Raw genomic sequence first — 26,640 nt, 5'->3', positions numbered from 1 at the left:
ACCCCACCCTCTGTCCCTCCCCATCGGAGGGGAGGGATGCGCAGGTCGAGGCGCTGGTGATCATCGCCTCCCTCCCCCTTGTGGGGAGGGATTGAGGGTGGGGGCGCAGCGGGCCGGGGGCGCACAAAATTCATCAGCGGGCCCTCGGGTCGAGGACGCGATAGAGCACGTCCGACACTTTGTTGATGACGATGAAGACGGCGCCGATGACCAGGGTCGATCCGAGCACGGCGTTCATGTCGGCATTGAGCAGGGCCGTGGTCAGGTAATTGCCGATGCCTGGCCAGGAAAACACGGTTTCGATCATGACCGAGCCCTCCAGAAGCCCTGCGTAGGAGAGGCCGACAACGGTGATCAGCGGGACGCGAATGGGATTGAAGGCATGGCGCCAGATGACGACGCGTTCGGGAACGCCCTTGACGCGGGCGGTGGTGACGAATTCCTGGCTCAACTGATCGAGCATGAAACTGCGCGTCATGCGAGCAATGTAGGCGAGGCTGAAAAAGCCCAGCACCGCAGCAGGCAGGATGATGTGGCTGACCGCGTTCCAGAAGATGTCGATCTCGCCCTGCAAGAGGGAATCGATGAGAATCATGCCGGTGACCGGCGAAACGAGACCATCGTAGAAAATGTCGAGGCGCCCCGGACCGCCGACCCAGCGCAGCCGCGCATAGAACAGCGCGAGCCCCACGAGTCCAAGCCAGAACGCGGGCACCGAATAGCCTAGCAGGCCCACAACCCGGATGATCTGATCGATCCAGCTCCCCTGGCGGGCGGCCGCCGTGACCCCGAGGGGAATGCCGATGACGCATCCAATGAGAATGCCCAGCGTGGCCATTTCAAAGGTCGCGGGGAAGAAGCGCGATAGATCCTCGATCACCGGGCGGCCGGTTGAGACCGACATGCCCAGATCGCCGGAAAAGACCTTGCCCACATAAGAAATGAACTGCTGCCAGAGCGGCAGATCAAGACCCATGGCGATCCTTGCGGCATCATATTGCGCCTGGGTGGCACGGTCGCCCACCACGGCCAGCACGGGGTCGATGGGGATCACCCGGCCGATGAAAAAGGTGATGGCCAATAGGCCCAGGAACGTCAGCAGCAGTGTGATCGCAAACCCGCCCACCGTTGCCAGCATGCGCTGAACGCGTCTGTGCGCCAGGGTCGGGCCGGGACTGGGCGGGGCACTCTGCTGGTCGATCGCCACTCGAAATCCCTTCGGAAAAACAAACTCTTATGTCCGCGGACTCGATGGGTCTGCGGGCGACAAAAGCTTCACATTTCGCTTTCACCATACAAGAAACTTTGCTTATATCAAAAAAATTTTGGTGGAGTGAGGCGTGGCGAAAGCGATGGCGACAAAGGAGGAAGGGCACCCCAAGGTGGGGGCGCTGATCCGTGCGCGCCGTCGTCAGCAGCACATGACACTGATGGCTCTTGGCGAAGTGGCGCAGGTTTCGGTGGGCTATCTGAGCCAGGTCGAACGCGACCATGCGACGCCCTCGCTGGGCACGCTGGCGCAGATCGCCAAGGCGCTGGGCGTCGGCATCGATTACTTCGTCTCGGCCCCCGCATCGCACAATGCCCTGACCCGGGAAGGGGACCGCAACCGCTTTTCGCTCGATGGCTCCTCGATCATCTATGAGCGCCTTGGTGCCGACTTTCCCGGCAACCAGCTCTCCAGCTTTCTCATGACGGTGCCGCCCGGCTATCAGTCCGAAACCGTGGCGCATGAGGGCGAGGAAATCCTCTATGTGCTCGAGGGCGAGATCACCCAACGCCTCGACGGCGAGGAAATGCTGATGAAGGCCGGCGACAGCCTGCACTTCCGCGGCAATCGCCCCCATTCCTGGTCCAACCATACCAACCAGCCTGCCCGCCTTCTCTGGACCGGCACGCTGGCGCTCTTTCGCTCCACGGCCCGGCCTCGCCCGGTCGTGGCGAAGCCCAAAGCCGGCGCCAACAAGCCGGTTCGTAAGAACCCCATCCCCAAGGAGAAACGCACATGAAACTGTTCCGCATGGCCCTGATGGCATCTGCCCTTGCGCTGCCGCTGGCATCGGGCGCCGTCTACGCCGCCACCCCCGCCGATGCGCTGGTGATCGCCCAGAATATCGACGATATCGTCGCGCTCGATCCGGCCCAGGCCTATGAATTCTCGGCCGGCGAAATCAACGCCAACCTCTATGACCACCTGGTGCAATATGCTGCCGAGGACACCACGGTCCTGGCTGCCGGTCTCGCCAGCGAATGGACGGCCGATGACGCGGCCAAGACCATCACCTTCACCATGCGCGAGGGCGCAACCTTCGCCTCGGGCAATCCGGTACGCGCCGAAGACGTGCTGTTCTCGTTCAAGCGCGTCGTGACGCTGAACCTCACCCCGGCCTTCATCCTCACCCAGCTTGGCTGGACCCCGGAAAACATCGACGAGATGGTCACCGTCGAGGGCAATACCGTCACCGTGAAGTGGGATGGCGATTTCGCCTCGGCCTTCGTGCTCAACGTTCTGGCTTCGCGTCCGGCCTCGATTGTCGATGAAGTGCTGGTGTCCGAGCACATCGAAGGCGATGACTGGGGCAATGCCTGGCTCAACACCAATTCGGCCGGCTCGGGTCCCTATGTGCTGACCGATTATCGTCCGGCCGAAATGGTCCGCATGACGGCCAATGAAAGCTATTTCGGCGGCGCGCCGGCCATGAAGCAGGTTTTGATCCGTCATGTGGCCGAGGCGGCAACCCAGCAGCTCTTGCTGACCTCGGGCGATGTCGACATGGCCAAGAACCTGACGCCGGACCAGATCGCCAGCCTGGGTGAAAGCGTCAAGGTCGAGGCCTTCCCGCAGGCGGCCGTGCACTTCCTCTCATTCAACCAGAAGACCGAGAGCCTCACCAATCCGGCCCTCTGGGAAGCCGCGCGTTACCTCGTCGACTATGACCGGATGACCGAGACCTTCCTCAAGGGCCAGATGGAAAAGCACCAGGCATTCTGGCCTGAAGGTTTCCCGGGTTCCTATGACGAAACGCCGTTCACCTACGACGTTGAAAAGGCCAAGCAGATCCTGGCCGATGCCGGCGTCGAGACCCCGATCACCGTCACGCTCGACGTGATCAATGCGGCGCCGTTCACCGATATGGCCCAATCGCTACAGGCCGGTTTTGCCGAAGCCGGGATCAATTTCGAGATCCTGCCGGGCACCGGGGCGCAGGTGATCACCAAGTACCGTGACCGTACCCACCAAGCCATGCTGCTCTATTGGGGTCCGGACTTCATGGACCCGCACTCCAACGCCAAGGCCTTCGCCTACAATTCCGACAACTCGGACGGCAATTACACGGCAACCACCACCTGGCGGAATGCCTGGGCAGTGCCCGAGGAGATGAACGAGGAAGTTCGTGCGGCCCTCGCCGAAGCCGACCAGGCCAAGCGCAATGAGATGTATGTCGAATTGCAGAAGAAGGTGCAGGCCGAAAGCCCGATCGTCATCATGTTCCAGGCGGCTTTGCAGATCGCCATGGCCAGCAATGTCGAGGGCTATGTGAACGGGTCCAACTCGGACTTCGTTTACTATCGCCTCGTGACCAAGAACTAAGAGTTCAGTTCGCTCGTTGCGGCGGCCAGGTCCCTCTGGCCGCCGCCTGCGGAGCCGGGTACTCCTCCTCCCGCTCGGCTCCGCCTCCCTTTTTTCGAGAACAATTCCATGAATTCCACGCTCGCCACCCGCCTCGAAAACCTGCGCCGCCGCATGGTTGAGACCGATACAGACCTCGTCGTGATCGGCCCGTCGAGCCATATGCGTTATCTGGCCGACCTGTCGCCCCATGGCGATGAACGTCCGGTGCTGCTGATGGTGAGCGCCACTTATGCCGGTTTCCTGATGCCGTCGCTCAATGTCGACAGCTCGCGCCAGCACACGGACCTGCCGTTTTTTCCCTGGACCGATGCGGATGGTCCGGGTGCGGCGCTCCAAGAGCTGCTTGCGGCCACCGGCATTGACCGCGCAGCGCCGAATATTGTGCTCGACGAAACCATGCGCGCCGATTTCGCGCTGCTGGTGCTCGATGCGCTCCCCGGCGCCAAGCGTCGCTTTACTGCCGACACCGTAGGCTATCTGCGCTCGCGCAAGGATGAGGACGAATATCGGCGCATCAAGGCGGCACACCTGCTCAATGATCGCGCGGTGATGGCAGCCTTCGCCGCCCTCAAGCCCGGCATGGCCGAGCTGGAGGTGGCCGAAGTCATCGGCAATTTCTACAAGGCCAATGGCGCCGAAACCGTTTTCTGTTCGGTCTGCTTCGGCCCCAACGGCGCGTTTCCCCATCATCACACCGGGGCAACGCAACTCAAGGCTGGCGACGCCGTGTTGATCGATACCGGCTGCCGGCTCGACGGTTATCCCTCCGATATGACGCGCATGGGCTATTTCAGCTCGGCGCCCGAAGGCTACGGCCAAATCCACTCCATCGTTGACCGGGCCGTCGAGGCCGCGCTTGCCGCCGCCGTGCCGGGCGCAAAGGCGAGCGATGTGGACAAGGCGGCGCGCGATGTGATCACCGCCGCCGGCTATGGCGCCAATTTTCTGCATCGTACCGGGCATGGCCTGGGCATTGATGTGCACGAGGCGCCCTATATCACCGGCACGAGCGAGACCGTGTTGGACGAAGGCATGGTGTTCTCCATCGAGCCGGGCATCTACCTGCAGGGCCAGTTTGGCCTGAGGCTCGAGGAGATCGTCATCATCCGCGGCGGCAAGGCGGAGATCTTCTCGGAGCTGCCGCGAACTGCGGTCGCAGCTGGCTGACAGGCTTCACCAATTGGCTGATCCCTCAACTCCCGCGCCAGCGGGCGTTGTCGCATCTGCCTGGATTGACTCGCATTCAACCAAATGGTATTCAAGCATGTAGTTGAATAGCAATAGGTTGAGCAATGAGCGATCCCCTCAGCACAACATTGGCGGCCCTGGCCGACCCGACGCGCCGCGCCATCCTTGCGCGGCTGGCGACCGGCGAGGCCAGCGTCAATGAATTGGCAGAACCCTTCGAGATGACGCTTGCGGCCGTCTCCAAGCACATCAAGGTGCTGGAAAATGCCGGTCTCATCACGCGGGGCAAGCAGGCCCAATACCGGCCTTGCAGGCTTCAGGCAGCGCCCATGCGCGACGTAGCGGGTTACCTCAACAGCTACCGCGGCTTCTGGGAACAGAACCTCGATCAGCTCGACAGCTATTTGACCACGCTCCAGACCCCACAATCCGACACCAAGAACTGAGGAGACTTGACGATGAATGACCAGAGCTTTCCCAACCCATTCAAGACCGAGCTGCCAACCGACGCGCCGCTGATCATCATGTCGCGCACCTTTGATGCACCGCTGGCGCTGGTGTGGACAGTGTGGTCCCGGCCCGAGCACATGGCCCAGTGGTGGGGTCCGCACGACACCAATCGCGTCGTGGAACTCGACCTGCGCACCGGTGGCAAATGGCGGGTCGTTTCCACCTTGCCCGACGGTTCTGATGTCACCTTCTTTGGCACCTACCTGGCGGTCGAGCCCAATACGATGATCCGCAACACGTTTGTGGTGGAGGGCATGTTTGAAGAAGACCCGCGCTTCTATGAAGAGCATCACTTTGAAGAGCGGGATGGCAAGACCCACTACCGCTCGGTTTCGAATTTCCCGGACTTCGAGATGCGCAATGCCACGGTCGATACAGGCATGGAGTGGGGCGCCAATGTCTCGATGATCAAGTTCGACGCCATTCTCGAGCGCCTGAAAAAAGAAGGCTGATCAGCCCGCTTCAAAGCGCGTGGCGCGGTATTCCAAAGGGGTCGCGCCACGTCTCTTGCGAAACACCTTGGCGAAGTAATTGCCATTGGCAAAGCCCGTCATGGCCGCAATGTCACCCACGCTCATCTCGGTTGCCAGCAGCAGTCGCTCGGCGCGGGCGAGGCGTTGGGTCTGCACGAAATCCGAGGGCGCCTCGCCCGTGGCCCGCGTGAAGCCGCGCACAAAATGCGCGCGGCTCATCTCCGCCACTGCCGCAAGCTGCTCAACCTGCAAGGGCGCGGCCAGATTGTCCTCAACATAGGCGATAACCCTGAGGATGGATGGGGGCAGGGGTGTTTCCGTGGGCGGGATCAGGCCAAAGACCCCATCGTGCAGGGTCGCCATGGCGTCGTAGGCGAGCGCGGAAACCCGGCCGGGGGTGGCGTCGTTCAGGGTCATAGCCCGTATCGCCGCGCCGGCCAGGCGATCAATATCGTCGGGGCTCAGGGTCAGCACCGGGCCGGCAGCGTCGAGAATTTCGCGCGCCAGCCGCAGGGCCTCCCGGCCATTGAGCAATAGCCAGAAATACTCCCAATGCCCGCCTCGCTCCAAGAAGTAGCGGTGCGCATGCGGCATGGTGACGAGCATGGTTTTGCCCGGCGTGAGTTTGTGAACGACACCGGCGTAGTCGAGCCTGCCTTCCCCATGTGTCGTATGCTGGATCACCAGAAAAGGCGAGGAACCCCGCTTCAGTCCGTCCCACGAATAGACCTCGTTTCGACGCTGTTCATAGCCGGCACTAATGGCCATGCAATGGAGCGGCGCCACGTGACGCGGCAGCGCCAGGCGTCGGATGTCGAACCCATGATCCAATAAAGAAGAAAGCACAAAATTACCCTCTTTCGCACAAGCTTTCTCTACACCGCCAAAGCCAGGGGCGCTAGCTCTAGGGCAATAGAAGGGGCCAGAGCGCCCGTGGAGGGACAATGTCGTTCAAAGTTACCGTTATCGGCGCCGGCTCGGTCGGGTTCACCAAGACCTTGATTTCGGACCTGCTCAAGGTCCCTGAATTCATCGATTGCGAATTTGCGCTCACCGACATCAATCCGCACAATCTCGACATGGTGCGCCAGATCATCGAGACCATCGTGTCGGTGAACAAGCTGCCTGCCAAGGTGACGGCGACGACCAATCGGCGTGAGGCAATTACCGGCGCACGCTACATCATGAGTTGCGTGCGCGTGGGCGGCCTGGAGGCCTTTGCCACGGACATTTCCATTCCGCTCAAATATGGCGTCGATCAATGCGTGGGCGACACCATCTGCGCCGGCGGTATTCTCTATGGGCAGCGCAACATTCCGGTGATCCTCGACTTCTGCAAGGACATCCGGGAAGTCGCCGAGCCGGGGGCGCTGTTCCTCAACTATGCCAACCCCATGGCCATGAACACCTGGGCTGCCGAAATGTATGGCGGCGTCAATGTCGTGGGTCTCTGCCACGGCGTGCAGCACGGCGCGCATCAAATCGCGCAGGTGCTGGGCGTCGATGACAGCGAACTGGACTATGTCTGCTCGGGCATCAATCACCAGACCTGGTACATCGACATTCGCGCCAAGGGCCGGAAGATCGAGAGCGACGAGTTGATCGCGGCTTTCGAAGCGCATCCGGTGTATTCCAAGCAGGAGAAGGTGCGCATCGACGTGCTCAAGCGCTTCGGGGTCTATTCCACCGAGAGCAATGGGCACCTTTCCGAATACCTGCCCTGGTATCGCAAGCGGCCCGAGGAAATCGACCGCTGGATCGACATGAGTGACTGGATCCACGGTGAGACCGGTGGCTATCTGCGCTACTCCACCGAGCGCCGGAACTGGTTCGAAACTGACTTCCCCGTGTTCAAGGAGCAGGCCAACAAGCCCCTGTCGCAGCACAAGCGCACCAGCGAGCATGCCAGCTACATCATTGAAGCCATGGAGACCGGCCGGGCCTATCGCGGGCATTTCAACCGGCGCAACAATGGCATCATCACCAATCTTCCCGATGACGCGATCATCGAAGGGCCCGGCTATGTCGACCGTTTCGGCATCAACATGATCGAGGGCATCACCCTGCCGACGGCTTGTGCCGCAACCTGTTCGGTTTCTGTCTCGGTGCAAAGGCTGTCGGTCGAGGCCGCGATGACCGGCAATATCGATACGCTCAAGCTCGCCGTGCTGCATGACCCGCTGGTGGGGGCCATCTGCACCCCCGACGAAGTCTGGGCCATGGTCGACGAAATGGTGGTCGCCCAGGCGCAATGGCTGCCCCAATATGCCGATGCCGTCCCGGCAGCCCGCGAGCGGATGGCCAAGTCGACGGTCAAAACCCGCGACTGGGACGGCGCTGCCCGCAAGCGCGTCCGCTCAGTGGAAGAACTGCGCGAGATGAGCGGCGCGCATCACTGAAGGTCCACCGGCGCTCCTCCCAGCGTCAGGAGAAAGGCCCCCGGTTCGCTGGGGGCCTTTTTGCGCTACGACTGGACGGGGCAGGCACATTGAAAAGTTATTCGCGACGCGATAGTATCGCGTTATGATAGTGTCGTTTGGCAATGCGGCGGCGCAGTCCGCCTGGGACCGCCGCTTCCGCAAGGGTGTCCCGAACGACATCATGAAGGTTGCCAATCGCAAGCTGACCCAAATCAACAGCGCCAAATCTCTCGAAGACCCGCGCATTCCTCCCGGCAATCGGCTGGAGCCACTTGCAGGTGGGCGCAACGGGCAGCACTCCATTCGCATTAATGACCAGTGGCGGCTGTGCTTTGTCTGGCGCGACGGCAATGCCTTCGATGTGGAACTGGTGGACGACCACTGAGGTGTATGATGGCTGATTTTGATCCGACCCATCCGGGCGAAGTGTTGCTCGAAGAGTTCATGAAGCCAATGGGGCTGACCCAGTATGGTCTGGCCAAGGCTCTCGGCGTGACGCAGGTGCGTATCGGCCAGATCGTGCATGGCAAGCGTGCCGTCTCCCCAGACACTGCCCTGCGTCTGTCGCGGTTCTTCGGGACCAGTGCCGAGTTCTGGATGGGGATGCAGGCGACTTATGATCTGGAAGTGGCCAAGGACAAGGTCGGGGCCGCCATTGCGGAACAGATTGCTCCCCATGCCGCCTGATTGTTTTTACCCAAAAGCTCCGGTTTTCTAAGAACACTCCTCGTCCGGCCACCTTGGCCCTTGCCGTGCTTGTTCGCCATTCATAGCCTGATCCCAACGGAGGGCAGGGCATGGATGAACCATCCCATTACGTCATTGTCGGTGGCGGTACGGCGGGTTGGATTGCCGCGTTCATCATTCAGGATGAGGCGCGGCGACGGGGACTGAACTTTCGGATTTCGGTCGTCGAGAGTTCGAAGATCCCCACGGTCGGGGTGGGGGAGGCGACAACGGCCGCCTTCCGCGTGCTGCTCAAGCATTTCGGCATCGACGAGTTCGAGTTTTTCAGGAAAACCGACGCCAGTTTCAAACTGGGCATTCGTCATGAGGACTGGCGGCGCAAGGGATTTACCTATTACGGGCCGATCGATGATCCGCATCAGGTGGTCAAGGCACCCAGCGGCGCGCCGAGCGACTATCTCAATGTCTATGCGGTGGCGGCGGGCCGACCCGTTCAGGACATGCACATGTTCCAGCCGCTGCTCGAACAGTGGAAGGCGCCCTACGCCCGCAAACCCGATGGCAGCCTGATCCCGCTCGGGCCATTCCACCACGCCTATCACTTCGACCAGGCGCTGGTGGGCAAGTTCTTTGCCAGCAAGTCGCAGGGGGTGGCGAAAGTCGACGCCCTGGTGGAAGGGATCGAGCGGAACCCGCAGAACGGAGAAATTGCCGCGCTGGTGCTTGAGGGTAATCAGCGGCTGGAAGGCGATTTCTTCATCGACGCGACAGGCTTTCGCAAGCAATTGATCGTCAAGGAACTGCAGGCGCCCTGGATTTCCTACGCCCATGAACTGCCCGTCAACCGGGCCCTGCCGTTCTGGATTGACGTCAAGGAAGGCGCCGAACTGCCCAATTACACGCGCGCCTGGGCGCAAAGTTCGGGCTGGATGTGGCAGATCCCGACGCGCACGCGTTTCGGCTGCGGCTATGTTTATTCGGATGAATTCTCAACGCCCGACGAGGCCAAGGCCGAAGTCGAAGCCGTGCTGGGGCATGAGATCGAGGTGCGCGGCGATATCCGCTTCCAGATCGGACGGCTGGAAAAGGCCTGGATCGGCAATTGCGTGGCGGTGGGACTGAGTTCGAGCTTTCTCGAGCCGCTCGAATCCACGTCCATCCATGGCACCATCGTCCAGATGATGCTGTTCGCGCAGCGCTACATGGACCGGCCGGACAGGATCGCTCCGGCCGCCCGCGACGATTACAATGCCCGCGTCGGCCGCCAGGTCGATGACTTCCGCACCTTCGTCAACACCCACTATGTCACCGAGCGCGACGACACCCCGTTCTGGCGCGAGGTGCGGGCCAATCGCATTCATCCCGAGACCAGGGAGCGGCTCGCGCGTTGGCAAAAGCAGATGCCGCGGGCCGAGGACTTCCCCAACTATCTCGGCGGTCTGCCCCATATCGAGACGCAGTTGCACTATCCGGTGCTCAATGGGCTGGGTCTGCTGGACCAGTCGCTCGCGCGCCGGGAAATGGCGGCAGACCCCAAGCTGCGGCAGTTCGCGCGTGAGACGTTCGAGGGCCTGGTCCGCGAATATCGCGCGGCCGCGCAGCAGGCGCTCGGGCATGCCGAATTTTTGCGGCTGGTGCAGGAAATGGGGTAGGGCCCCGGTCAGGCGATCTTGTTTTCGCGCATCTGGCTGGGGGTCATGCCATAGGCCTTGCGGAAATGGTCGTAGAACTGGGACTGGCTCGAAAAGCCGGACTGAAAGGCGATGTTGGCGATGGCCAGATTGCTGTCGAACAGCAGGCTGCGGGCCCTGATCAGGCGCATGCGGGTCACGAATTTCTGGATCGAGATATGCATGACCTTGGTGAAGAGGTTTGTCGCGTAATTGGGGTGGAGGCCAACCACATCGGCAATGTCTTCCACCGATAGCGGGTCGGTGATGTTCTCCACGATATGACGCACCATGCGGACCACATAGCGCACCGGGCTCGCCGTGCGGCTGCGGGTGGTGGTCTGTTCCAGCCAGGCCGGCAGCAATTCATCCCAGCCGGTGATGGCGGCGCGCCGAAACATCGTGCCGATCTCGGTCCTGACCAGATCCGAGCGGAGCGAATTGCCGCTGCGATAATCGGCATGCCAGCGCTCGAGGGTTTCAAGCCCGATACATTCGGGCGCCAGCTGCACCACGCCGCCGCCCATCAGCGTCTCGGTGAGACGGCCCAGTTGCGGCATTTCGAGAAACGCATCCATGGGCAGGTAGATATTGAGCTGGCGGGCGTTTTCGGCATTGCGCAGCCCGACGGTCTGATGAGGAATGCCGGCCCAAAAGGCGACCAGCCGGTTTGAGCCCATGGTCAGGGGGCCGCCGTCGAACACATAATCCATGGTTCCGGCGGTCAACCAGTTGAATTCGATATGGCCGTGCGTGTGCGGTTGGGGCATGATCTGGGGCGGAAAAGCGCGAATGCCGAAGCGACCAAATGCTTTTCCCGAGGCGTAGAAACTCCGGTCCGGGCGAGGCGTCGGGCGCGGAGCCTTCCCCTTCGCGCTCACCGGGCGGTCAGTTGTTTCTCCAAGGCTCATGCTTTTCACTTTCTTCTTAGAAAGCCGGAATTACTCACTATCATTCCGGATTGCTTCGCATCATGCAAGGGTTAGGCTTTAGCCATGCACGGAGGCATGGGCCGGAGAGGAGACACCGGCCAGGCAAGACCGCCTTTGCCCCGATTGCAATGGGAGGTTCTATTGAGAAAGCATATCTATGCCCTTGGCGGGGCAGGACTTTTGCTGTCCGTATCGATGTTGGCCATGCCAGCGCAGGAACTGACGGGCGAGCTGCCGGATCCGCCGGAATTCGCTGCACAGAGCGAGCCAATTTTTGTCAGCCTGTCCGACATTCTCGAATATCGCGCATTGCCCGAATATCATGAGCCAGACTGGGTCACCTCGAAATATGTCGACGCCGGCACCCTGCCGCCTGTCGCCGAGCGCCTGCCGGCAGAACCCATGGTCTACAAGACCGCCAACATGCCGGACGGCATCGGCGTTTACGGCGACACCATGCGCCACGTCATCGGCGGCCGGCCCGAGGGCTGGAATTATATCGGTGGCCAGAGCCAGGGCTGGGGCGGCATCGACATCGGGCTTTCCGAATGCCTGACCCGCACCGGACCGCTGTTTCAAGTCAAGGCGGACGAGCTGGCGCCAATGCCGAACCTGGCCAAAAGCTGGGAATGGTCCGAGGACGGTCACGAACTGACCATGCACCTGATCGAGGGCGCGAAATGGTCTGATGGCGACCCGTTCGATGCCGAAGACGTCATGTTCTATTGGGAGGACAATGTCCTCGACCAGAACGTGTCGCCGCTCAATGGTGCGACACCCGAGACGTTTGGTGTTGGCACGACGCTCGAAGCGCTCGATCCTTACACAATCAAGTGGACCTTCAAGGAAGTCCGGCCAGCGCAGTATCTATATGACATGGCCTATGGCCGGTTCTGCCCCGGCCCGAGCCATATTCTCAAGCCAGAACATCCGAACTATTCGGACAATACCTATGAGCAGTACAAGAACGCCTTCCCGCCCGAATACATGAACATTCCGGTGATGGGCGCCTGGGTGCCGGTGGAGTATCGCCCGGACGACATCATCGTGATGCGTCGCAATCCCTATTACTGGAAGGTCGACGAGCAGGGCAATCAGCTCCCCTATCTCAATGAGATGCACTACCGCCTCTCGACCTGGGCTGATCGTGACGTCCAGGCCGTTGCCGGTTCAGGCGACTTTTCGAACCTTGAACAGGCCGAAAGCTATGTCGAAGCGCTGCGTCGCTCGGCAGAAGAAACGGCTCCGGCCCGTCTGCAATTTGGTGCCCGCACGATTGGTTACGCGCTGCGCATGAACCTGTCGGGCAATGGTTGGGGCGAACCGGACGAGCGTGCTCAGGCCATTCGTGACCTCAACCGCAACCTCGATTTCCGCAAGGCGATCACCATGACGGTTGATCGGCAGCGCCTGGGTGAATCGCTGGTTCGTGGCCCGTTCACAGCCATCTATCCGGGCGGGCTCTATGCCGGCACGACCTATTACGACAAGGATTCGACGGTCTATTATCCGTTTAACCTGGAAGCGGCGAATGCCCTTCTCGACGGCCTCGACCTGGTGGATACGGACGGCAACGGCATCCGCAATTTCCCGGCCGGAACTGCGGGTGGTGCGGACGTTGAAATCACCCTCCTTGCCAATACCGACTACGGCACGGATACCAATCTGGCCGAAGGCGTCATCGCTCAACTCGAACCGCTTGGGATCAGAGTGATCGCCAACTTCCAGTCGGGTACAGCGCGCGATGACATCGCCCAGGCCGGCCAATATGACTGGAGCGTGGAACGCCAAGGCGCCGAAATGGTGTCGGTGGTGCAAGGGACGACCTCGCTCGCTCCGACTGGCCCGCGCACCAGCTATTTCCACCGCGCCGGCACCGATGGCACGGTCGATCTGCTGCCGTTCGAGTCGGAAATGGTAGATGTCGTGAACAAGTTCATCGCCACCAGCGACAATGCCGAACGTGCCGAACTGATGAAGCAGTACCAGCGTCTCTTCACCGAGAACGTCTACTCAATCGGCCTCACCCAATATCCGGGTGCGCTGATCATCAACAAGCGCTTCGCCAATATCCCGGCCGGTGCACCGATCTTCATGTTCAACTGGGCTGAAGACAACATCATCCGCGAACGGGTCTTCGTGCCGGAAGACAAGCAGGGCGATTTCGAATTGCATCCAGAAACACTGCCCGGTGCACCGGGCGGCGCTGGACCAGTCTGACGCAACGACGAGGGGCTGTGCGCTGGCCATTCGACCGGTGCGCAGCCCCTCACCCCAATCCTCTCCCCAAAGGGGCGAGGGGGCTGGATCGAGTTCGTGACTGGATCGAGTCAATGTCACCGGCCTGATCCCCTCGCCCCTTTGGGGAGAGGGGCGAGGTGAGGGGTCATCTGAACACTTCGAAGAGGCCAAGATGCTGCGATTTCTGACCATGCGCGTTCTGGGCGCAATCCCGCTGCTGTTTCTGCTCAGCATCGTAACCTTCGCGATCATCCAGGCGCCGCCCGGCGACTATGGTGACACGATCCGATCCATGCTGATCAACCAGGGCGGTGCCGCGCCCGACGTTGCCGAGCGGCAGGCCGAAATCTATCGCGAGGCAAATGGTCTCAACGATCCGATAATCGTGCAATATTTTCGGTGGATCTCCGGCATCGTGACCCGCTTCGATTTCGGGCACTCATTTTTCTACAACAAGGAAGTTGGCACGGTGGTGGCCGAGCGCCTGCCAGCGACCATTGTCCTGGCGTTGGTGTGTCACATTCTGGCTTCGTTGCTGGGCATCGGGCTGGGAATTGTTGCCGCCACCCGTCAATATTCCTGGATTGACACTGGCCTGGGCATCATCTCATTCCTGGGCATGACGATCCCCCGCTTCCTGCTGGCGATCATCCTCCTCTATGTCCTGGTCTTCCGGCTCAATGTGTCGGAAGTGGGCATGTTCTTTTCCGCCCGCTATGGGGGTGCGCCCTGGAGCTGGGACAAGTTCGTCAACCTTGTCCAGCATGTCTGGCCAGTGATCTTCATCGCCACCTTTGGCGGGCTCGCCTACAATATGCGCGTCATGCGGGCGAACCTGCTCGACGTGCTCAATTCCCAATATGTCGAGACCGCGCGCGCCAAGGGTCTGCCCGAAAGTGCGGTGATCCTGAAGCATGCGGTGCCCAACGCGCTGCATCCGCTGGTCGCCTACCAGGGCGTGGTGCTGCCCTATATGCTGACCGGTGAAATCGAGGTCGCCATCGTCTTCGGCCTCGCCACCGTCGGCCCGGCCATCGTTGGCTCCATGGGCGTCGGTGACGTCTATGTCACTGCCACCTTCATGCTGGTGCTGGCCACGACGCTGATCATTGGCAACATCATCGCCGACCTCCTGCTGGTCGCGCTCGATCCCCGTGTTCGCCTCGGAGGGAGCGCAGAATGACCAGCAAGGACACCCACTCCTCGGTCCCGTTGCCCACCGATGTTGCGGCCGGCCCCGCGCCGACCGCCGCCGTGGAGGCCGATGTGCCACCCGCCGCCAGCCGCCATGGCTCGGGCAGCGAAACCTATGCCACCCTCGTGTGGCGCCGCTTCCGCCGCTCCACCATGGGCATGATTGGGCTGGTGCTCGTGGTCATGCTGCTGGTCGTCTCGGTATTTGCCGATTTCTTCGCGCCCATGGACCCCAAGGAGCCCAACCTGCCCTTTGCGCCGCCCGACCTGATCGCCTTTGAAGACCCGGCCGGAAATTTCAGCCTCATTCCCTATGTCTATCCGATTGGCGATACCGGCGAATTCGATCCGGTGACGTTTCAGCCGCTGACCGGCGCCATCAAGGACAATCCGACGCCAACCGGCTTCTTCGTTGAGGGCTACAGCTATCATCTGCTCTGGTTCATCCCGGCCAATATCCACTTCTTCGGCTCGACCGACGGCCGGCCGATTCAATTGCTGGGCACTGACAAATTCGGTCGCGATATCCTCTCGCGCGGCATTGTGGGCTCGCGTATCAGCCTGATGATTGCCCTGGCCGTGGTGACCATAACCACCATTGTCGGCACCCTCGTCGGCATCACCTCCGGCTATATCGGGGGCGCGCTCGACGCCTGGGTGCAGCGCTTCGTCGAATTCGTGCTCGCCTTCCCGCAATTGCCGCTCTATCTCGCGCTGACCTCGCTGATCCCGGTGACGGCACCCTCCAACGTGTTCCTCAGCTTCGTGATTTTCGTCATGGCGGTGCTGGGATGGGCGCAATTGAGCCGGGAAGTGCGCTCCAAGACGCTGTCGCTGGCGCGCATCGAATATGTGCGGGCCGCCATTGCGGTGGGCGCATCGGACTGGCGCATCATCACCCGGCATATCCTGCCCAATGTCCTGAGCCACATCATTGTCGCCATCACGCTGGCCATTCCCAGCGTGGTGCTGCTCGAGAGCTTTCTTGGCTTCCTGGGCTTTGCGGTAAAGCCGCCGCTGGTCTCCTGGGGACTGATGCTGCAGGACACCGGCACCTTCTCGGTGATCGGCTCCTATCCCTGGATTCTCTCGCCGGTGATCTTCGTGCTGATTACCGTCTTTGCCTTCAACGCGCTCGGCGATGGCCTGCGCGATGCCGTCGACCCGTATTGAGGAGCCAGAAATGACCGAAAAGAACCTGGCGCCCTCCGAGCGTCACGACCTGGGCGGGCATGGCCGCGAACTGATCCTGGACGCGCGCAACATCGGCGTCGATTTCAAGGTGGAAGGCGGCATCGTCAAGGCGGTGCGCGACGTATCGTTCCAACTGCACAAGGGCGAAACCATCGCTCTCGTGGGCGAAAGCGGCTCGGGCAAATCGGTGACCGCCCGCACCATCATGAAGCTCCTTACCAAGCGCGCGACCATCCTGCCGCAGACCCAGATCACGCTCTCGGGCAAGGACGTGGTCAAGATGAGCGACCGCGAGATGCGCAAGCTGCGCGGCAATGACATCGCCATGATCTTTCAGGAGCCGATGAGCTCGCTCAATCCGGTCTATACCATCGGCCAGCAGATCTGCGAGATCATCCACCTGCACAACCGCGTCTCCCGCCAGGAAGCGATGCTACGGGCGGAAAAACTGCTCGAAGAGGTGCAGATCCCTGATCCCAGGGCGCGGCTGCACCAGTTTCCGCATCAGCTCTCCGGTGGCCAACGCCAGCGCGTGATGATCGCCATGGCGCTCGCCAATCGCCCCGACGTGCTGATCGCCGATGAGCCGACCACGGCACTCGACGTGACGGTGCAGGCGCAAATCCTCAACCTGATCAAGGACCTCAAGGACAAGTATGGCATGGCGGTGATCCTGATCACCCATGACCTGACCATCGTTCGCCAGTTCTCGGAATACGTCTATGTGATGCAGAACGGCCGGGTGCAGGAGCACAACCAGACCGAGGCGCTCTTCGCCAATCCGCAACATGCCTATACCAGGCATCTCCTGGCCTCCGAGCCCAAGGGCACGGCCCTGCCGCTTTCGGACGGGGAACATCAGACAATGCTGGAGGGCAAGGCGGTGAAGGTCACCTTCACGCTCAAGCGCGGCGGCTTTTTCAAGCCCGATTTCTTCGATCTCAAGGCCGTCGACAATCTCGACATCAAGCTCATGCGCAACGAGACACTGGGTATCGTGGGCGAGAGCGGTTCGGGAAAGACCACCTTTGGGCAAGCGCTGATCCGGCTGATCGGCAATCAGGGCGGGCAGATCTGGTTTGACGGCGAGCGCATTGACACCAAGGATCGCGCCGCCATGCGCCCCCTGCGCAGCCGCATGCAGATCGTCTTCCAGGACCCGTTTTCCAGCCTTAACCCGCGCATGTCGATCCGGCAGATCATCGAGGAAGGCCTGGTGGTCAACGGCATCGGCGCCAACCGGAACGACCGCATCGACCGCGTCCGGCAGGCGCTGCGCGATGCAGGATTGCCCGACACCATCCTCCAGCGCTTCCCGCATGAATTTTCCGGCGGCCAGCGCCAGCGCATCGCCATCGCCCGGGCCATTGCGCTCGAACCCGAATTCATCCTGCTCGACGAACCCACCTCGGCGCTGGACCTCAGCGTGCAGGCCCAGATCATCGACCTCTTGCGCAAACTGCAGGACGAACGGGGGCTGTCCTACCTGTTCATCTCGCACGACCTGAAGGTGGTGCGGGCGCTCTGCCACCGGGTCATGGTGATGCAGCATGGCAAGATCGTGGAGCAGGGGCCGGTGGGCGATGTGCTCACCAACCCCTCAACCGACTACACCCGCCGGCTTGTTCGCGCGGCCTTCGAGATCGCTGCGTGAGCGCTGCACACGGTCGGGCCAAAAGCACCAAAAGGTGTATTGACCTTCCCATTCTGGAAGGTTGCAGAAAGGCGGAGTCTGCTTTTGGAGGTACCCATGCGACCCGTTCTTATCGCCCTTGTCCTTGCGACCCTGACCTTGCCAGCAATGGCCCAGGACCACTCAGGCCATGACGCCATGATGGCCGCCGACGACACGCCCGCCACAATGGCCTTTCGCGATGCCAATGCCAAAATGCACACTGACATGGACGTGGACTATACCGGCAATGCCGACGTCGACTTCATTCTGGGCATGATCCCGCATCATCAGGGCGCGGTGGACATGGCGCGCATCGTGCTCGAACACGGCACTGACCCCGAGGTGCGCAAACTGGCCCAAGCCGTGATCGCCGCCCAGGAAGAAGAAATCGCCTGGATGAAGGAATGGCTGGAAAAGAACGGCTACTGATTGCTCGGCCGCGACACCGAATTGCGCACGATGAGTTCAGCGCGCAGCAGCACTTCGCGCGATGTGGGCTCTTCGCCGGCCAGTAGGGCCAGCAGCAGATCCATGGCAGCCTCGCCCATACGGTGGCGGGGCTGTTTCATTGTGGTGAGCGAGGGCGTGAGGAAGCTGGCAAAGGAAATGTCGTCAAAGCCCATGATCGAGAACTGCCTGGGCAGTTCATAGCGGCGGGCGTTGAGTGCGATCATCACGCCCATGGCCGTCGCGTCGTTGACGCAGAAAAAGGCCGTGGGCAGGGCGTCGCGCACGAACATGAGCTCGGCCGCGGCGCGTCCGCTTTCCGTGGTGCCGTCACCATCAATGACGAGACGCGGATCGGCCGTGAGCCCGGCGCCGGCCAGTGCCGCCCGGTAGCCCTCCTCGCGCAAGCGGCTGACCTCGCGGTGGGGGGCGTGCCCGATATAGGCAATGCGGCGGTGACCCTGCGAAATCAGGTGCTCGGTGGCAACGCGCGCCCCCTCAAAATTATCGACGCCCACGAACGGCACGCCCTTGCCGATGACCGGCTCGTTGACCGCAACCATGGGCGGTAGCCGCGCCGCAGGCGGGCTTTGGCTCAAGCCATAGGGCAGGTGGCCGGTGAACAGGATCAGCCCGTCGGCCTGGTTGGAACTGATGAAGCGCAGGTAATCGGTTTCGCGGCTTGGATCGTTCTGCGTATTGCCGATCAGCAGGCCATAGCCGCGCTTGCTGGCCTCGGTTTCAAGGCCGACCAGGATGTTCGAGAAATTCGGGTCGCCCACATCCGGCGCCAGGATCAGGATCATGTTGGAGCGCCGCATGCGCAGCGAGCGGGCCATGGCATTGGTGGTGTAGCCGGTGCGGGCAATGGCATCGGTGACGCGACGGCGGGTGGCGTCGGCCACTTTGGTCGGCTCATTGATGGCGCGGCTCACCGTGGCAATGGAGACGCCGGCCATGGCGGCGACGTCTTCAATGGTGGCCAGCTTTTCCTGCTGCACTTGGCGCTCCGCCCCTCCGCGCCGGATCCAAAAATCCAGCGCCCTCCTGCCCTTAGCAGATGCTTCTGGCGCCGCCAGAGGCATCCACAGGCTTGTCTTGTTTTCCCGTCTTGTAAACCTTTACACCAATCATGAAAACCTTTACATCACTGATTGAGCAAAGAGCTCCGCAGCAAGCGGACCGGCTCAGGGGAGGGGTCGGACGCATGGTCGATGCGCAGGAAACGAGTGTGGCACCGATTCTGTCGGCGCATCGCGTTTCAAAATCCTTTGGCGAAATCCCGGTGCTGTTCAGCATCGATTTCGACGTGCGCCCCGGTGAGGTTCACGCCATCATCGGCGAGAACGGCGCGGGCAAGTCCACCCTCATCAAGATCCTTTCAGGCATCGAGCAGCCCACCTCGGGCAGCATTGCTTTTGACGGCCAGACGGTGGAACTGCCGCCCGACGGCAAGGCCGAAGCCATGGGCATCGTACTCATCCACCAGGAACTGAACCTGGCCGAGCACCTGACCGTCGCAGACTCCATTTTCCTTGGGCGCGAACTCAAGCGCTTCGGTTTTCTCGACACCGGCGAGATGCGTCGTCGGGCCCGTGCGGTCATGGAAACGCTGCATGTCAGCGTCGACCCGGATGCCCGCATCAATACCCTCTCTGTCGCAGACAAGCAGATGGTCGAAATCGCCAAGGCAATCAGCCGTGATGCGCGCGTGCTGATCATGGACGAGCCGACCGCGGTGCTGTCGGTGAGCGAAACCCAAACGCTGTTCGAGCAGATCAAGCGCCTCACGGCCCGCGGCGTGGCCGTAGTGTTCATTTCGCACAAGCTCGACGAGATCATGGAATTGGCCAACCGCGTTACCGTCCTGCGCGACGGCCAGTTGATCGCCACTGTCGGTACCCAAGCGCTGACGCCCGATTCGATTGCGCAGATGATGGTCGGGCGCGAATTGTCCAACCTCTATCCGCCCAAGCACGAACCCAATGTCGATGCGCCGGTGGTGCTCCGCGTGCGCAATCTCGATGCGGCGACGGTCAAGAATATTTCATTCGACCTGCGCAAGGGCGAAATCCTGGGTTTTGCCGGCCTCATCGGCTCGGGCCGCACGGCGGTGGCCGAAGCTGTTGTGGGCCTGGCGCAAAAGAGCGCGGGCGAAGTTACGCTCAATGGCGAGCCAGTGAACTTTACCCGCGTGGCCCAATCGGTCGACGCAGGCGTGGCCTATATGACCAAGGACCGCAAGGGCAAGGGCCTGCTGCTCAATATGGGTCTGCGGCCCAACCTGACCCTATTGACGCTCAAGAACCATTTGCGGGCCGGTTTTCTCGATACGTCCAGTGAGGACCGTGCACTGGAGCGGGCGGTGCGGCGTTTCGATATTCGCGCACGGGACGCCTCGGTGGCGGTTGGTCGTTTGTCTGGCGGCAACCAGCAAAAGCTGATGCTGGGCAAGACCATGGAGAGCGACCCCGACATCATCATCATGGATGAGCCGACGCGCGGCATCGATGTCGGCACCAAGCAACAGATCTATCACATCATCGCCGCGCTGGCGGCTGAGGGGAAGGCGGTGATCGTCATCTCTTCTGAATTGCAGGAGGTGATCGGCCTCAGCCACCGGGTGGTGGTGATGCGCACTGGACGCATCGCGGGGGTGCTGGAAGGCGCCGAGATCACCGAAGAAGAAATCATGCGGTACGCCGCGGGCATCAAGCAGAGTGGACACGATGAGCGTATCAGCGCCTGACATTGCGGCAAAGCCGGCGCGCGGCTTCCGCCCAGACCTCAAGACCATTGGCCCATTGGTGGCATTGGCGCTGCTGATCCTGCTGGGCATTACGCTCAACGAGAATTTCCTGAGCTACAACAACATCACCAATGTGCTGGCGCGTTCGAGCTTCATCGGCATCATCGCCATTGGCGCCACCTTCGTGATTACCTCGGGCGGGCTCGACCTGTCAGTCGGCTCGATGGCAGCGGTGATTGCCGGCGTGATGATCATGGTGATGAACTGGCTGATCCCCTCGTTTGGCATCGGCTGGAGTGTCATCCTGGCCGGCATGGCCGCAGGCATATTGATCGGGGGCGCGGCCGGCATCGGCAATGGGTTGATGATCACCCGCGGGCGCATCGAAGCCTTTATCGTGACGCTGGGCACCATGGGTATCTTCCGCTCGCTGGTGACGTTCCTCGCCGATGGCGGCACGCTCTCGCTCAATTTCCAGGTCGCTGACGTCTATCGTCCTGTGTATTACGACGGCCTTCTGGGCATTCCCTATCCGATCCTGGTCTTTGCACTGGTGGCTATCGGCGGCGAGATCGTCATGCGCCGCACCTCGTTTGGCCGGCATTGCGCCGCCATCGGCAGCAATGAACAGGTGGCGCGCTATTCCTCGATCAATGTCGATAACGTCCGGCTGATCACCTACATCCTGCAGGGCATTCTGGTGGGCGTGGCCGTGCTTCTTTATGTGCCGCGCCTCGGCTCGGCTTCGAGCACCACCGGCGTGCTCTGGGAACTCGAAGCCATCGCCGCCGTGATCATTGGCGGCACCACCCTCAAGGGCGGCTATGGCCGTGTCTGGGGCACGGTGGTCGGCGTCGTCATCCTGGGCCTGATCGGCAATATCCTGAACCTGCAAAGCTTTATCAGCCCGTATCTCAACGGGGCTTTCCAGGGTGTCATCATCATTCTCGCTGTGTTGCTGCAGCGTGGCGGCCGCCGCGACTAAGCGAAAATAACAGGTTACTTCGCCCAAAAAGGGCACTTATGGGAGGACTGAAATGAAACTGGTAAAATCTCTATTGGCGACCGCAGTTGTTGCGGGCAGCCTCGGCGGCGTCGCCATGGCACAGGACAAGGTGACCATCGGTGTTTCGGTGCCCGCAGCTGATCACGGCTGGACCGGCGGCGTGAACTATTTCGCCCAGCAGGCCATTGATCGTCTGGGCGCCACCTATCCAGACGTCGAATTCGTGTTTGCCTCTGCACCTGACGCACCCAAGCAGATCGGCGACATCGAAGACATGGTCGCAACCCGCGGCATTGATGCTCTGGTCATTCTGCCCGGCGACCCGGACGCAATGACTTCTGCCATCAAGCAGGTCAAGGACGCTGGCAAGTTTGTCACCGTGGTTGATCGTCAGCTCTCGATCGACGGCGTCGAAGACCTCTATGTTGCCGGTGACAATCCGGGCCTGGGTGCAAACTCGGCGGAATACTTCAAGCAAGTCATGCCCGAGGGCGGCAATATCGTGATCCTGCGCGGCCTGCCGATCCCGATCGACCAGCAGCGCTTCGACGGCTTCATGGGCGGCATTGAAGGCACCAACATCACCGTGCTGGACGATGAATTCGCCAACTGGAACCGTGATGACGGCTTCAAGGTCATGCAAGACTTCCTGACTCGCTTCCCGGACATCAAGGGTGTGTGGGCACAGGACGACGATATCGCCCTGGGCGCTATCGAAGCCATCAAGCAGGCTGGTCGTGAAGACGAGATGTTCATCGTGGGCGGCGCAGGCATGCAGCAGATGCTGCAGCGCGTGCAGGCTGGCGACAAGCTCGTTCCGATCGACGTGAGCTACAGCCCCGCAATGATCGCAACGGCGATCGAACTGACGACGTCGCACTTCACCGGCGGCATCCAGGTTGCCGGTCGCTACATCCTCGACTCGACCGTTATCACTGCCGAGAATGTCGAAGAATTCCTCGACGCCGAAAGCCCGTTCTGATTTCGCGCCTCCGGCGTGATTTGAGCCGAGCTTGAATGGACAAATAGGGGCGCCCGGACATTCCGGGCGCCCTTTTGCTTTGTGCTGGAAGGGTTTGCCGTGTCGTCAGGGTGACATCAGAATCCCTGTATCACTCCGCCCGAGTTCCGCGGCGATACCCGCCTCCCTTGGTGTCGCCGGAGCTCACCAGATTTGCTCAGTTGACCGTGTGCTGGTCATCTGGAGCCTTCCATTTCCCGCTGAACGCGTGGCGTCTCCCACCCTCCCCGTTGAGGGGAGGGTAGCGACGCTGGGCCGAGAGGCCCAAGCAAAGCTGGGGAGGGGGCGTCGTGCCCTCCCAGAACGCGGTATTTTGGGACGCGCCGACACCCCCTCGGTCCTTCTCTCCTAATACCTCTCCACCGGAGAGGTTTGCCCTTCGGGGAGGGAGGCGATGGAACCGTGTCGGCGTGTGATTTTTTTGAACGCTGACACCATGTCGCGGGAACGTCAGGGCTGCTGTCGCATTTTCTGAGCGAGCTCCGGGCGGCGCCCGCCTTGTCTTTGGTGCCGCTGGAGCTCACCAGAATTGCTGTGTGGCCGCGCTGAATGCAGCGAGGGCCTGGGAGGACCCAGCCGCCCCCGGGCGTGACCCCGAAGACGGGCTGAGTGGGTTGCGGGCCTGGTGCAAGCGCCCGGCCCTCGTAAAGGCCTTTCGGACTATGCCGCTTCGGGCGTGTAGCCGGCTTCGCGGATGGCTGCTTCGGCCTTGGCCTTGTCGCCGGTGAAGGTGACCTTCTTGGTGGCAAGGTCGATGTTGACCTCGGTGCCGGGCAGCGCTTCTTCGATGGCGCCGCGGACGGTGCCGACGCAGTGGTTGCAGGTCATGTCGTTTACGGTCAGCGTAATCTTGTCAGTCATGTTCAGTGTCCTTTTATGGCGGGCCTGCCGGCCAGGTCGTCGAGAATGGGGCAATCGGGGCGGTTGTCGCCGGCGCAGCAATGCACGAGATGGCTGAGGGTTTTGACCATGCCTTGCAGCTCGGCAATCTTGGTTTCGAGCGCCGTGATATGGCCGCTGGCGATATCACGGACCTCGGCGCTGGCACGGGAGCGATCCTGCCAGAGCCCGAGAAGGGCAGAGGTTTCCTCCACCGAAAATCCCAGCGTCCGGGACCGCTTGATGAAGCGCAGCACATGCACCTCATCGGGGCCATAGACCCGATAATTGCTGTCGGTGCGCAGGGGCGGGTTTATGAGCCCGATCTGCTCATAGTAGCGGATCATCTTGGCCGAAACGCCGGACTGTTCTGCGGCCTGTCCGATGTTCATAGCTTCACCCCCTTGATGGTGCGCAGGCGCTGCGCATTGCCCACGACAAAGACCGAGCTCAGGGCCATGGCGCCCGCCCCGATCATGGGGGAGAGGAGAATGCCAAAGGCGGGGTAGAGCACGCCCGCAGCGACCGGGATCAGCAGGGCATTGTAACCAAACGCCCAGAAGAGGTTTTCACCGATATTGCGCAGCGTGGCATGGCTGACGGTGATGGCGTTTAGGACGCCCTTCAAATCGCCGCCCAGCAGGACGACATCGGCGCTTTCGATGGCCGCGTCTGTCCCCGAACCCACGGCAATGCCAATATCGGCTTCGGCCAGTGCCGGGGCGTCGTTGATGCCGTCCCCGACATAGGCGACGGTGCCAAGCTGCTTGCGCAGGGATTGGATGGCTTGGACCTTATCGGCCGGCAGCACCTCGGCGCGCACCGTGTCGATGCCAAGCTGGGCGGCAATGGCCTTGGCCGTGCGCGTATCATCGCCCGAGATCATCGCAGTCTTGAGGCCCATGCCGTGGAGGGCGTCGATCACCGCCTTGCTGCCCGGCTTGATCATGTCGGCCACCACCACGGCGGCGGCGAGCCTGTCGTCAACGGCGGCAAAGACCGGGGTCTTGCCCTCGCTGGCGAGCTTTTCGATGGTTTCCGCAAAGTCGGAAAAGTCGAGATGGGGCATATGACGTTGTGCGCCCACCGCCACCAACCGGCCATCAACCCGGGCAGTGACGCCCGTGCCGGGGTTGGAGGTGAACTCTGTGATCGTGCCAAGGGGCAGCCCGGCCTTTTCGGCGGCGGCGACAATGGCCATGGCAATGGGGTGCTCGGAGCGGCTTTCGACCGCCGCGATCAGCGCCAGCACCTCGTCATGCTCGAAATCGTCGTCGAGGATGAGATCGGTGAGTACGGGCTTGCCCTCGGTGAGCGTGCCAGTCTTGTCGAAAGCGACAATGCCGGCGTCGCGCAGCTGCTGCAGGGCCTCGCCCTTGCGGAAGAGAACGCCGAGCTGGGCGGCACGGCCCGTACCCACCATGATGGACATGGGGGTGGCAAGGCCCATGGCACATGGGCAGGCGATGATGAGCACGGCAACGGCATTGACCAGTGCATAGGTGAGACTGGGTTCGGGACCCCAGACGAACCAGGCGATGGCGGTCAGCACGGCGAGGCCGATGACCAGGGGCACGAAAATGCCGGTGATGCGGTCGACCACCGCCTGGATGGGCAGTTTGCCGGCCTGGGCGTCTTCGACCATGCGGATGATCTGGGCCAGCATGGTATCGGCCCCAACCTTGGTGGCGCGGAAACTGAAGCTGCCCGAGGTATTGAGCGTGCCGCCAACCACGGCGGCACCGACACCCTTGGACACGGGCAGGGGCTCACCCGAGATCATGGATTCATCGATATGGCTCTGGCCCTCGACGATTTCGCCATCGACAGCGATCTTCTCGCCCGGACGAACGAGCACGACATCGCCCACGCGAACATCCTCGATGGGCACCTCGATGGCCTCGCCATTGCGCTCCAGGCGGGCCGTCCTCGCCTGTTGCTGCATGAGCTGGCGAATGGCCTCGCCGGTGCGGCCCTTGGCCATGGCCTCCAGCCAGCGGCCGACAAGGATCAGCGTGACGATAACGGCGGCGGCCTCGAAATAGACGTAGCGGGTTTCCGCCGGCACCAGCTGGGGTGCGAAGGTGACGACGCTGGAATAGAGCCAGGCCGCGCCGGCGCCCAGGGCCACCAGCGAGTTCATTTCGGGGGCGCCTTGGAAGAGGGCCGGAATGCCGATCTTGAAGAAGCGCAGGCCCGGCACGAAAAGCACAAATGTGGCGAGCACGAAATAGCCAACCCAGAGCACATCCATGGACACCACGGACATGACCCACATGTGGAAGGGCATATGGAGGTGGCTGACCATTTCGATAAGGAACAGCGGCAGTGTCGGGATGGCGGCGATGATGACATCGCGCTTGAGAACAGCCGCATCCTCGTCGTGATGATGGGCGTGGTCATGGGCTGGCGCGTCGGGCAGGCGCAGGCTGGCCTTGTAGCCGGTCTTTTCGACAGCGCTGATCAGCGCCGCCGCATCGCCCCCCGAAACGGTGGCGCGTTCGGTGGCCAGGTTGACGGCGGCCGCTTCGACGCCCGGCACCTTGAGCAGGGCCTTCTCCACGCGATTGACGCAGGAGGCGCAGGTCATGCCGGTGATGTCGAGCGAAACGGCAGTGGATTTGGCAGTGTGGTGGACGTGTTCATTCATGGTTCTTCACCTCGTCCATCAGCATATGGACCTTCCTATCATGGTAAGGTCAAGGGCCTTGATGCAGAAA

The 26,640-nt window shown here is 61.7% G+C and carries 24 protein-coding genes; 17 read left to right on the top strand and 7 right to left on the bottom strand.

The genetic code is table 11. The features are described 5' to 3' along the window. Positions 1-133 precede the first annotated feature (133 nt). Entirely contained in the window at positions 134-1,138 is a 1,005-nt protein-coding gene (locus NIM87_RS12645; protein ID WP_254675179.1) for an ABC transporter permease, read from the bottom strand. Between the two features lie 214 nt (positions 1,139-1,352). Between NIM87_RS12645 and NIM87_RS12640 the strand changes: the two genes are divergently transcribed. The 5 genes from NIM87_RS12640 to NIM87_RS12620 all read left to right on the top strand — a co-directional run bounded on the left by NIM87_RS12640 (position 1,353) and on the right by NIM87_RS12620 (position 5,784). Continuing rightward, positions 1,353-2,009, top strand: coding sequence for a helix-turn-helix domain-containing protein (locus tag NIM87_RS12640; protein ID WP_254675178.1), 657 nt, complete (start codon positions 1,353-1,355; stop codon positions 2,007-2,009). Then, complete coding sequence (locus tag NIM87_RS12635) at positions 2,006-3,592, top strand: ABC transporter substrate-binding protein (protein WP_254675047.1); 1,587 nt, start codon at positions 2,006-2,008, stop codon at positions 3,590-3,592. Before NIM87_RS12640 ends, NIM87_RS12635 begins: the two co-directional genes overlap by 4 nt. A 108-nt stretch (positions 3,593-3,700) precedes the next feature. Next, positions 3,701-4,801, top strand: coding sequence for a M24 family metallopeptidase (locus tag NIM87_RS12630; protein WP_254675046.1), 1,101 nt, complete (start codon positions 3,701-3,703; stop codon positions 4,799-4,801). A gap of 125 nt (positions 4,802-4,926) precedes the next feature. Beyond that, the gene (locus NIM87_RS12625) at positions 4,927-5,268 is read left to right on the top strand and encodes an ArsR/SmtB family transcription factor (RefSeq protein WP_254675045.1); all 342 of its coding nucleotides are present in this window, start codon (positions 4,927-4,929) and stop codon (positions 5,266-5,268) included. A gap of 12 nt (positions 5,269-5,280) precedes the next feature. Continuing rightward, positions 5,281-5,784, top strand: a complete 504-nt coding sequence (locus NIM87_RS12620) for an SRPBCC domain-containing protein (protein WP_254675044.1) — start codon at positions 5,281-5,283, stop codon at positions 5,782-5,784. Here NIM87_RS12620 and NIM87_RS12615 read toward each other — a convergent pair whose 3' ends face one another. Next, the gene (locus NIM87_RS12615) at positions 5,785-6,573 is read right to left on the bottom strand and encodes an AraC family transcriptional regulator (protein WP_254675043.1); all 789 of its coding nucleotides are present in this window, start codon (positions 6,571-6,573) and stop codon (positions 5,785-5,787) included. Positions 6,574-6,749: 176 nt separating this feature from the next. Between NIM87_RS12615 and melA the strand changes: the two genes are divergently transcribed. The 4 genes from melA (at position 6,750) to NIM87_RS12595 (ending at position 10,564) form a co-directional block, all read left to right on the top strand. Further along, positions 6,750-8,204 carry an alpha-glucosidase/alpha-galactosidase gene (melA, locus tag NIM87_RS12610; protein WP_254675042.1) on the top strand — a complete coding sequence of 485 codons (1,455 nt, stop codon included), beginning with the start codon at positions 6,750-6,752 and terminating at the stop codon, positions 8,202-8,204. 124 nt (positions 8,205-8,328) lie between these two features. Beyond that, positions 8,329-8,610, top strand: coding sequence for a type II toxin-antitoxin system RelE/ParE family toxin (locus tag NIM87_RS12605; RefSeq protein ID WP_254675041.1), 282 nt, complete (start codon positions 8,329-8,331; stop codon positions 8,608-8,610). 8 nt (positions 8,611-8,618) lie between these two features. Further along, a complete protein-coding gene (locus NIM87_RS12600) occupies positions 8,619-8,912 on the top strand; it encodes a HigA family addiction module antitoxin (protein WP_254675040.1) in 294 nt (97 codons plus the stop codon). 110 nt (positions 8,913-9,022) lie between these two features. Then, positions 9,023-10,564, top strand: coding sequence for a tryptophan halogenase family protein (locus NIM87_RS12595; RefSeq protein WP_254675039.1), 1,542 nt, complete (start codon positions 9,023-9,025; stop codon positions 10,562-10,564). Positions 10,565-10,572: 8 nt separating this feature from the next. Here NIM87_RS12595 and NIM87_RS12590 read toward each other — a convergent pair whose 3' ends face one another. Beyond that, positions 10,573-11,352, bottom strand: coding sequence for a helix-turn-helix domain-containing protein (locus NIM87_RS12590; RefSeq protein ID WP_254675038.1), 780 nt, complete (start codon positions 11,350-11,352; stop codon positions 10,573-10,575). Positions 11,353-11,709: 357 nt separating this feature from the next. Between NIM87_RS12590 and NIM87_RS12585 the strand changes: the two genes are divergently transcribed. The 5 genes from NIM87_RS12585 to copM all read left to right on the top strand — a co-directional run bounded on the left by NIM87_RS12585 (position 11,710) and on the right by copM (position 18,247). Beyond that, a complete protein-coding gene (locus NIM87_RS12585) occupies positions 11,710-13,734 on the top strand; it encodes an ABC transporter substrate-binding protein (protein WP_254675177.1) in 2,025 nt (674 codons plus the stop codon). Positions 13,735-13,927: 193 nt separating this feature from the next. After that, positions 13,928-14,938, top strand: a complete 1,011-nt coding sequence (locus NIM87_RS12580; protein ID WP_254675037.1) for an ABC transporter permease — start codon at positions 13,928-13,930, stop codon at positions 14,936-14,938. Beyond that, a complete protein-coding gene (locus tag NIM87_RS12575) occupies positions 14,935-16,122 on the top strand; it encodes an ABC transporter permease (protein ID WP_254675036.1) in 1,188 nt (395 codons plus the stop codon). Before NIM87_RS12580 ends, NIM87_RS12575 begins: the two co-directional genes overlap by 4 nt. A gap of 10 nt (positions 16,123-16,132) precedes the next feature. Beyond that, entirely contained in the window at positions 16,133-17,797 is a 1,665-nt protein-coding gene (locus NIM87_RS12570) for an ABC transporter ATP-binding protein (RefSeq protein WP_254675035.1), read from the top strand. 96 nt (positions 17,798-17,893) lie between these two features. Next, entirely contained in the window at positions 17,894-18,247 is a 354-nt protein-coding gene (gene copM, locus NIM87_RS12565) for a CopM family metallochaperone (protein ID WP_254675034.1), read from the top strand. Here copM and NIM87_RS12560 read toward each other — a convergent pair. Then, entirely contained in the window at positions 18,241-19,266 is a 1,026-nt protein-coding gene (locus NIM87_RS12560) for a LacI family DNA-binding transcriptional regulator (RefSeq protein ID WP_332017519.1), read from the bottom strand. The two genes, copM and NIM87_RS12560, sit on opposite strands and share 7 nt — an antisense overlap. Before the next feature lie 206 nt (positions 19,267-19,472). Between NIM87_RS12560 and NIM87_RS12555 the strand changes: the two genes are divergently transcribed. The 3 genes from NIM87_RS12555 to NIM87_RS12545 are packed head-to-tail and all read left to right on the top strand — an operon-like array spanning position 19,473 to position 23,002. Continuing rightward, positions 19,473-21,014 carry a sugar ABC transporter ATP-binding protein gene (locus NIM87_RS12555; RefSeq protein WP_254675033.1) on the top strand — a complete coding sequence of 514 codons (1,542 nt, stop codon included), beginning with the start codon at positions 19,473-19,475 and terminating at the stop codon, positions 21,012-21,014. Further along, on the top strand, positions 20,995-21,999 hold the full coding sequence (locus NIM87_RS12550; protein WP_254675032.1) for an ABC transporter permease: 1,005 nt from the start codon (positions 20,995-20,997) through the stop codon (positions 21,997-21,999). Before NIM87_RS12555 ends, NIM87_RS12550 begins: the two co-directional genes overlap by 20 nt. Positions 22,000-22,051: 52 nt before the next feature. Further along, the gene (locus tag NIM87_RS12545; RefSeq protein ID WP_254675031.1) at positions 22,052-23,002 is read left to right on the top strand and encodes a substrate-binding domain-containing protein; all 951 of its coding nucleotides are present in this window, start codon (positions 22,052-22,054) and stop codon (positions 23,000-23,002) included. A 699-nt stretch (positions 23,003-23,701) separates the two neighbouring features. On the opposite strand, the gene NIM87_RS12540 is transcribed toward NIM87_RS12545, so the two are convergent. Genes NIM87_RS12540 through NIM87_RS12530 form a run of 3 tightly spaced genes read right to left on the bottom strand, consistent with a single transcriptional unit; the run spans position 23,702 to position 26,570 of the window. Further along, positions 23,702-23,902, bottom strand: coding sequence for a heavy-metal-associated domain-containing protein (locus tag NIM87_RS12540; protein WP_254675030.1), 201 nt, complete (start codon positions 23,900-23,902; stop codon positions 23,702-23,704). 2 nt (positions 23,903-23,904) lie between these two features. Beyond that, positions 23,905-24,312, bottom strand: a complete 408-nt coding sequence (gene cueR, locus NIM87_RS12535) for a Cu(I)-responsive transcriptional regulator (RefSeq protein WP_254675029.1) — start codon at positions 24,310-24,312, stop codon at positions 23,905-23,907. Further along, entirely contained in the window at positions 24,309-26,570 is a 2,262-nt protein-coding gene (locus NIM87_RS12530; protein WP_254675028.1) for a heavy metal translocating P-type ATPase, read from the bottom strand. The genes cueR and NIM87_RS12530 overlap by 4 nt, the downstream gene beginning before the upstream one ends. Positions 26,571-26,640: the final 70 nt, after the last annotated feature.

The organism is Devosia ureilytica, from assembly GCF_024273195.1.
Taxonomy (GTDB): Bacteria; Pseudomonadota; Alphaproteobacteria; order Rhizobiales; family Devosiaceae; genus Devosia; species Devosia ureilytica.
The sequence above is the reverse complement of the archived record's forward strand: the minus strand, read 5'-3'. Positions and strand labels throughout refer to the sequence as shown.

Excerpts from the sequence above, each read along its gene's own strand:
- NIM87_RS12570 (WP_254675035.1), top strand. The coding sequence starts at position 16,133 with ATGACCGAAAAGAACCTGGCGCCCTCCGAGCGTCACGACCTGGGCGGG.
- NIM87_RS12530 (WP_254675028.1), bottom strand. The coding sequence starts at position 26,570 with ATGAATGAACACGTCCACCACACTGCCAAATCCACTGCCGTTTCGCTC.
- NIM87_RS12590 (WP_254675038.1), bottom strand. The coding sequence starts at position 11,352 with ATGCCCCAACCGCACACGCACGGCCATATCGAATTCAACTGGTTGACC.
- NIM87_RS12555 (WP_254675033.1), top strand. The coding sequence starts at position 19,473 with ATGGTCGATGCGCAGGAAACGAGTGTGGCACCGATTCTGTCGGCGCAT.
- NIM87_RS12585 (WP_254675177.1), top strand. The coding sequence starts at position 11,710 with ATGTTGGCCATGCCAGCGCAGGAACTGACGGGCGAGCTGCCGGATCCG.
- NIM87_RS12545 (WP_254675031.1), top strand. The coding sequence starts at position 22,052 with ATGAAACTGGTAAAATCTCTATTGGCGACCGCAGTTGTTGCGGGCAGC.
- NIM87_RS12625 (WP_254675045.1), top strand. The coding sequence starts at position 4,927 with ATGAGCGATCCCCTCAGCACAACATTGGCGGCCCTGGCCGACCCGACG.
- copM (WP_254675034.1), top strand. The coding sequence starts at position 17,894 with ATGCGACCCGTTCTTATCGCCCTTGTCCTTGCGACCCTGACCTTGCCA.
- NIM87_RS12600 (WP_254675040.1), top strand. The coding sequence starts at position 8,619 with ATGGCTGATTTTGATCCGACCCATCCGGGCGAAGTGTTGCTCGAAGAG.
- NIM87_RS12640 (WP_254675178.1), top strand. The coding sequence starts at position 1,353 with ATGGCGACAAAGGAGGAAGGGCACCCCAAGGTGGGGGCGCTGATCCGT.
- NIM87_RS12620 (WP_254675044.1), top strand. The coding sequence starts at position 5,281 with ATGAATGACCAGAGCTTTCCCAACCCATTCAAGACCGAGCTGCCAACC.
- NIM87_RS12630 (WP_254675046.1), top strand. The coding sequence starts at position 3,701 with ATGAATTCCACGCTCGCCACCCGCCTCGAAAACCTGCGCCGCCGCATG.
- melA (WP_254675042.1), top strand. The coding sequence starts at position 6,750 with ATGTCGTTCAAAGTTACCGTTATCGGCGCCGGCTCGGTCGGGTTCACC.
- NIM87_RS12595 (WP_254675039.1), top strand. The coding sequence starts at position 9,023 with ATGGATGAACCATCCCATTACGTCATTGTCGGTGGCGGTACGGCGGGT.
- NIM87_RS12605 (WP_254675041.1), top strand. The coding sequence starts at position 8,329 with ATGATAGTGTCGTTTGGCAATGCGGCGGCGCAGTCCGCCTGGGACCGC.
- NIM87_RS12635 (WP_254675047.1), top strand. The coding sequence starts at position 2,006 with ATGAAACTGTTCCGCATGGCCCTGATGGCATCTGCCCTTGCGCTGCCG.
- NIM87_RS12645 (WP_254675179.1), bottom strand. The coding sequence starts at position 1,138 with ATGCTGGCAACGGTGGGCGGGTTTGCGATCACACTGCTGCTGACGTTC.
- NIM87_RS12550 (WP_254675032.1), top strand. The coding sequence starts at position 20,995 with ATGAGCGTATCAGCGCCTGACATTGCGGCAAAGCCGGCGCGCGGCTTC.
- cueR (WP_254675029.1), bottom strand. The coding sequence starts at position 24,312 with ATGAACATCGGACAGGCCGCAGAACAGTCCGGCGTTTCGGCCAAGATG.
- NIM87_RS12615 (WP_254675043.1), bottom strand. The coding sequence starts at position 6,573 with ATGGCCATTAGTGCCGGCTATGAACAGCGTCGAAACGAGGTCTATTCG.
- NIM87_RS12575 (WP_254675036.1), top strand. The coding sequence starts at position 14,935 with ATGACCAGCAAGGACACCCACTCCTCGGTCCCGTTGCCCACCGATGTT.
- NIM87_RS12540 (WP_254675030.1), bottom strand. The coding sequence starts at position 23,902 with ATGACTGACAAGATTACGCTGACCGTAAACGACATGACCTGCAACCAC.
- NIM87_RS12580 (WP_254675037.1), top strand. The coding sequence starts at position 13,928 with ATGCTGCGATTTCTGACCATGCGCGTTCTGGGCGCAATCCCGCTGCTG.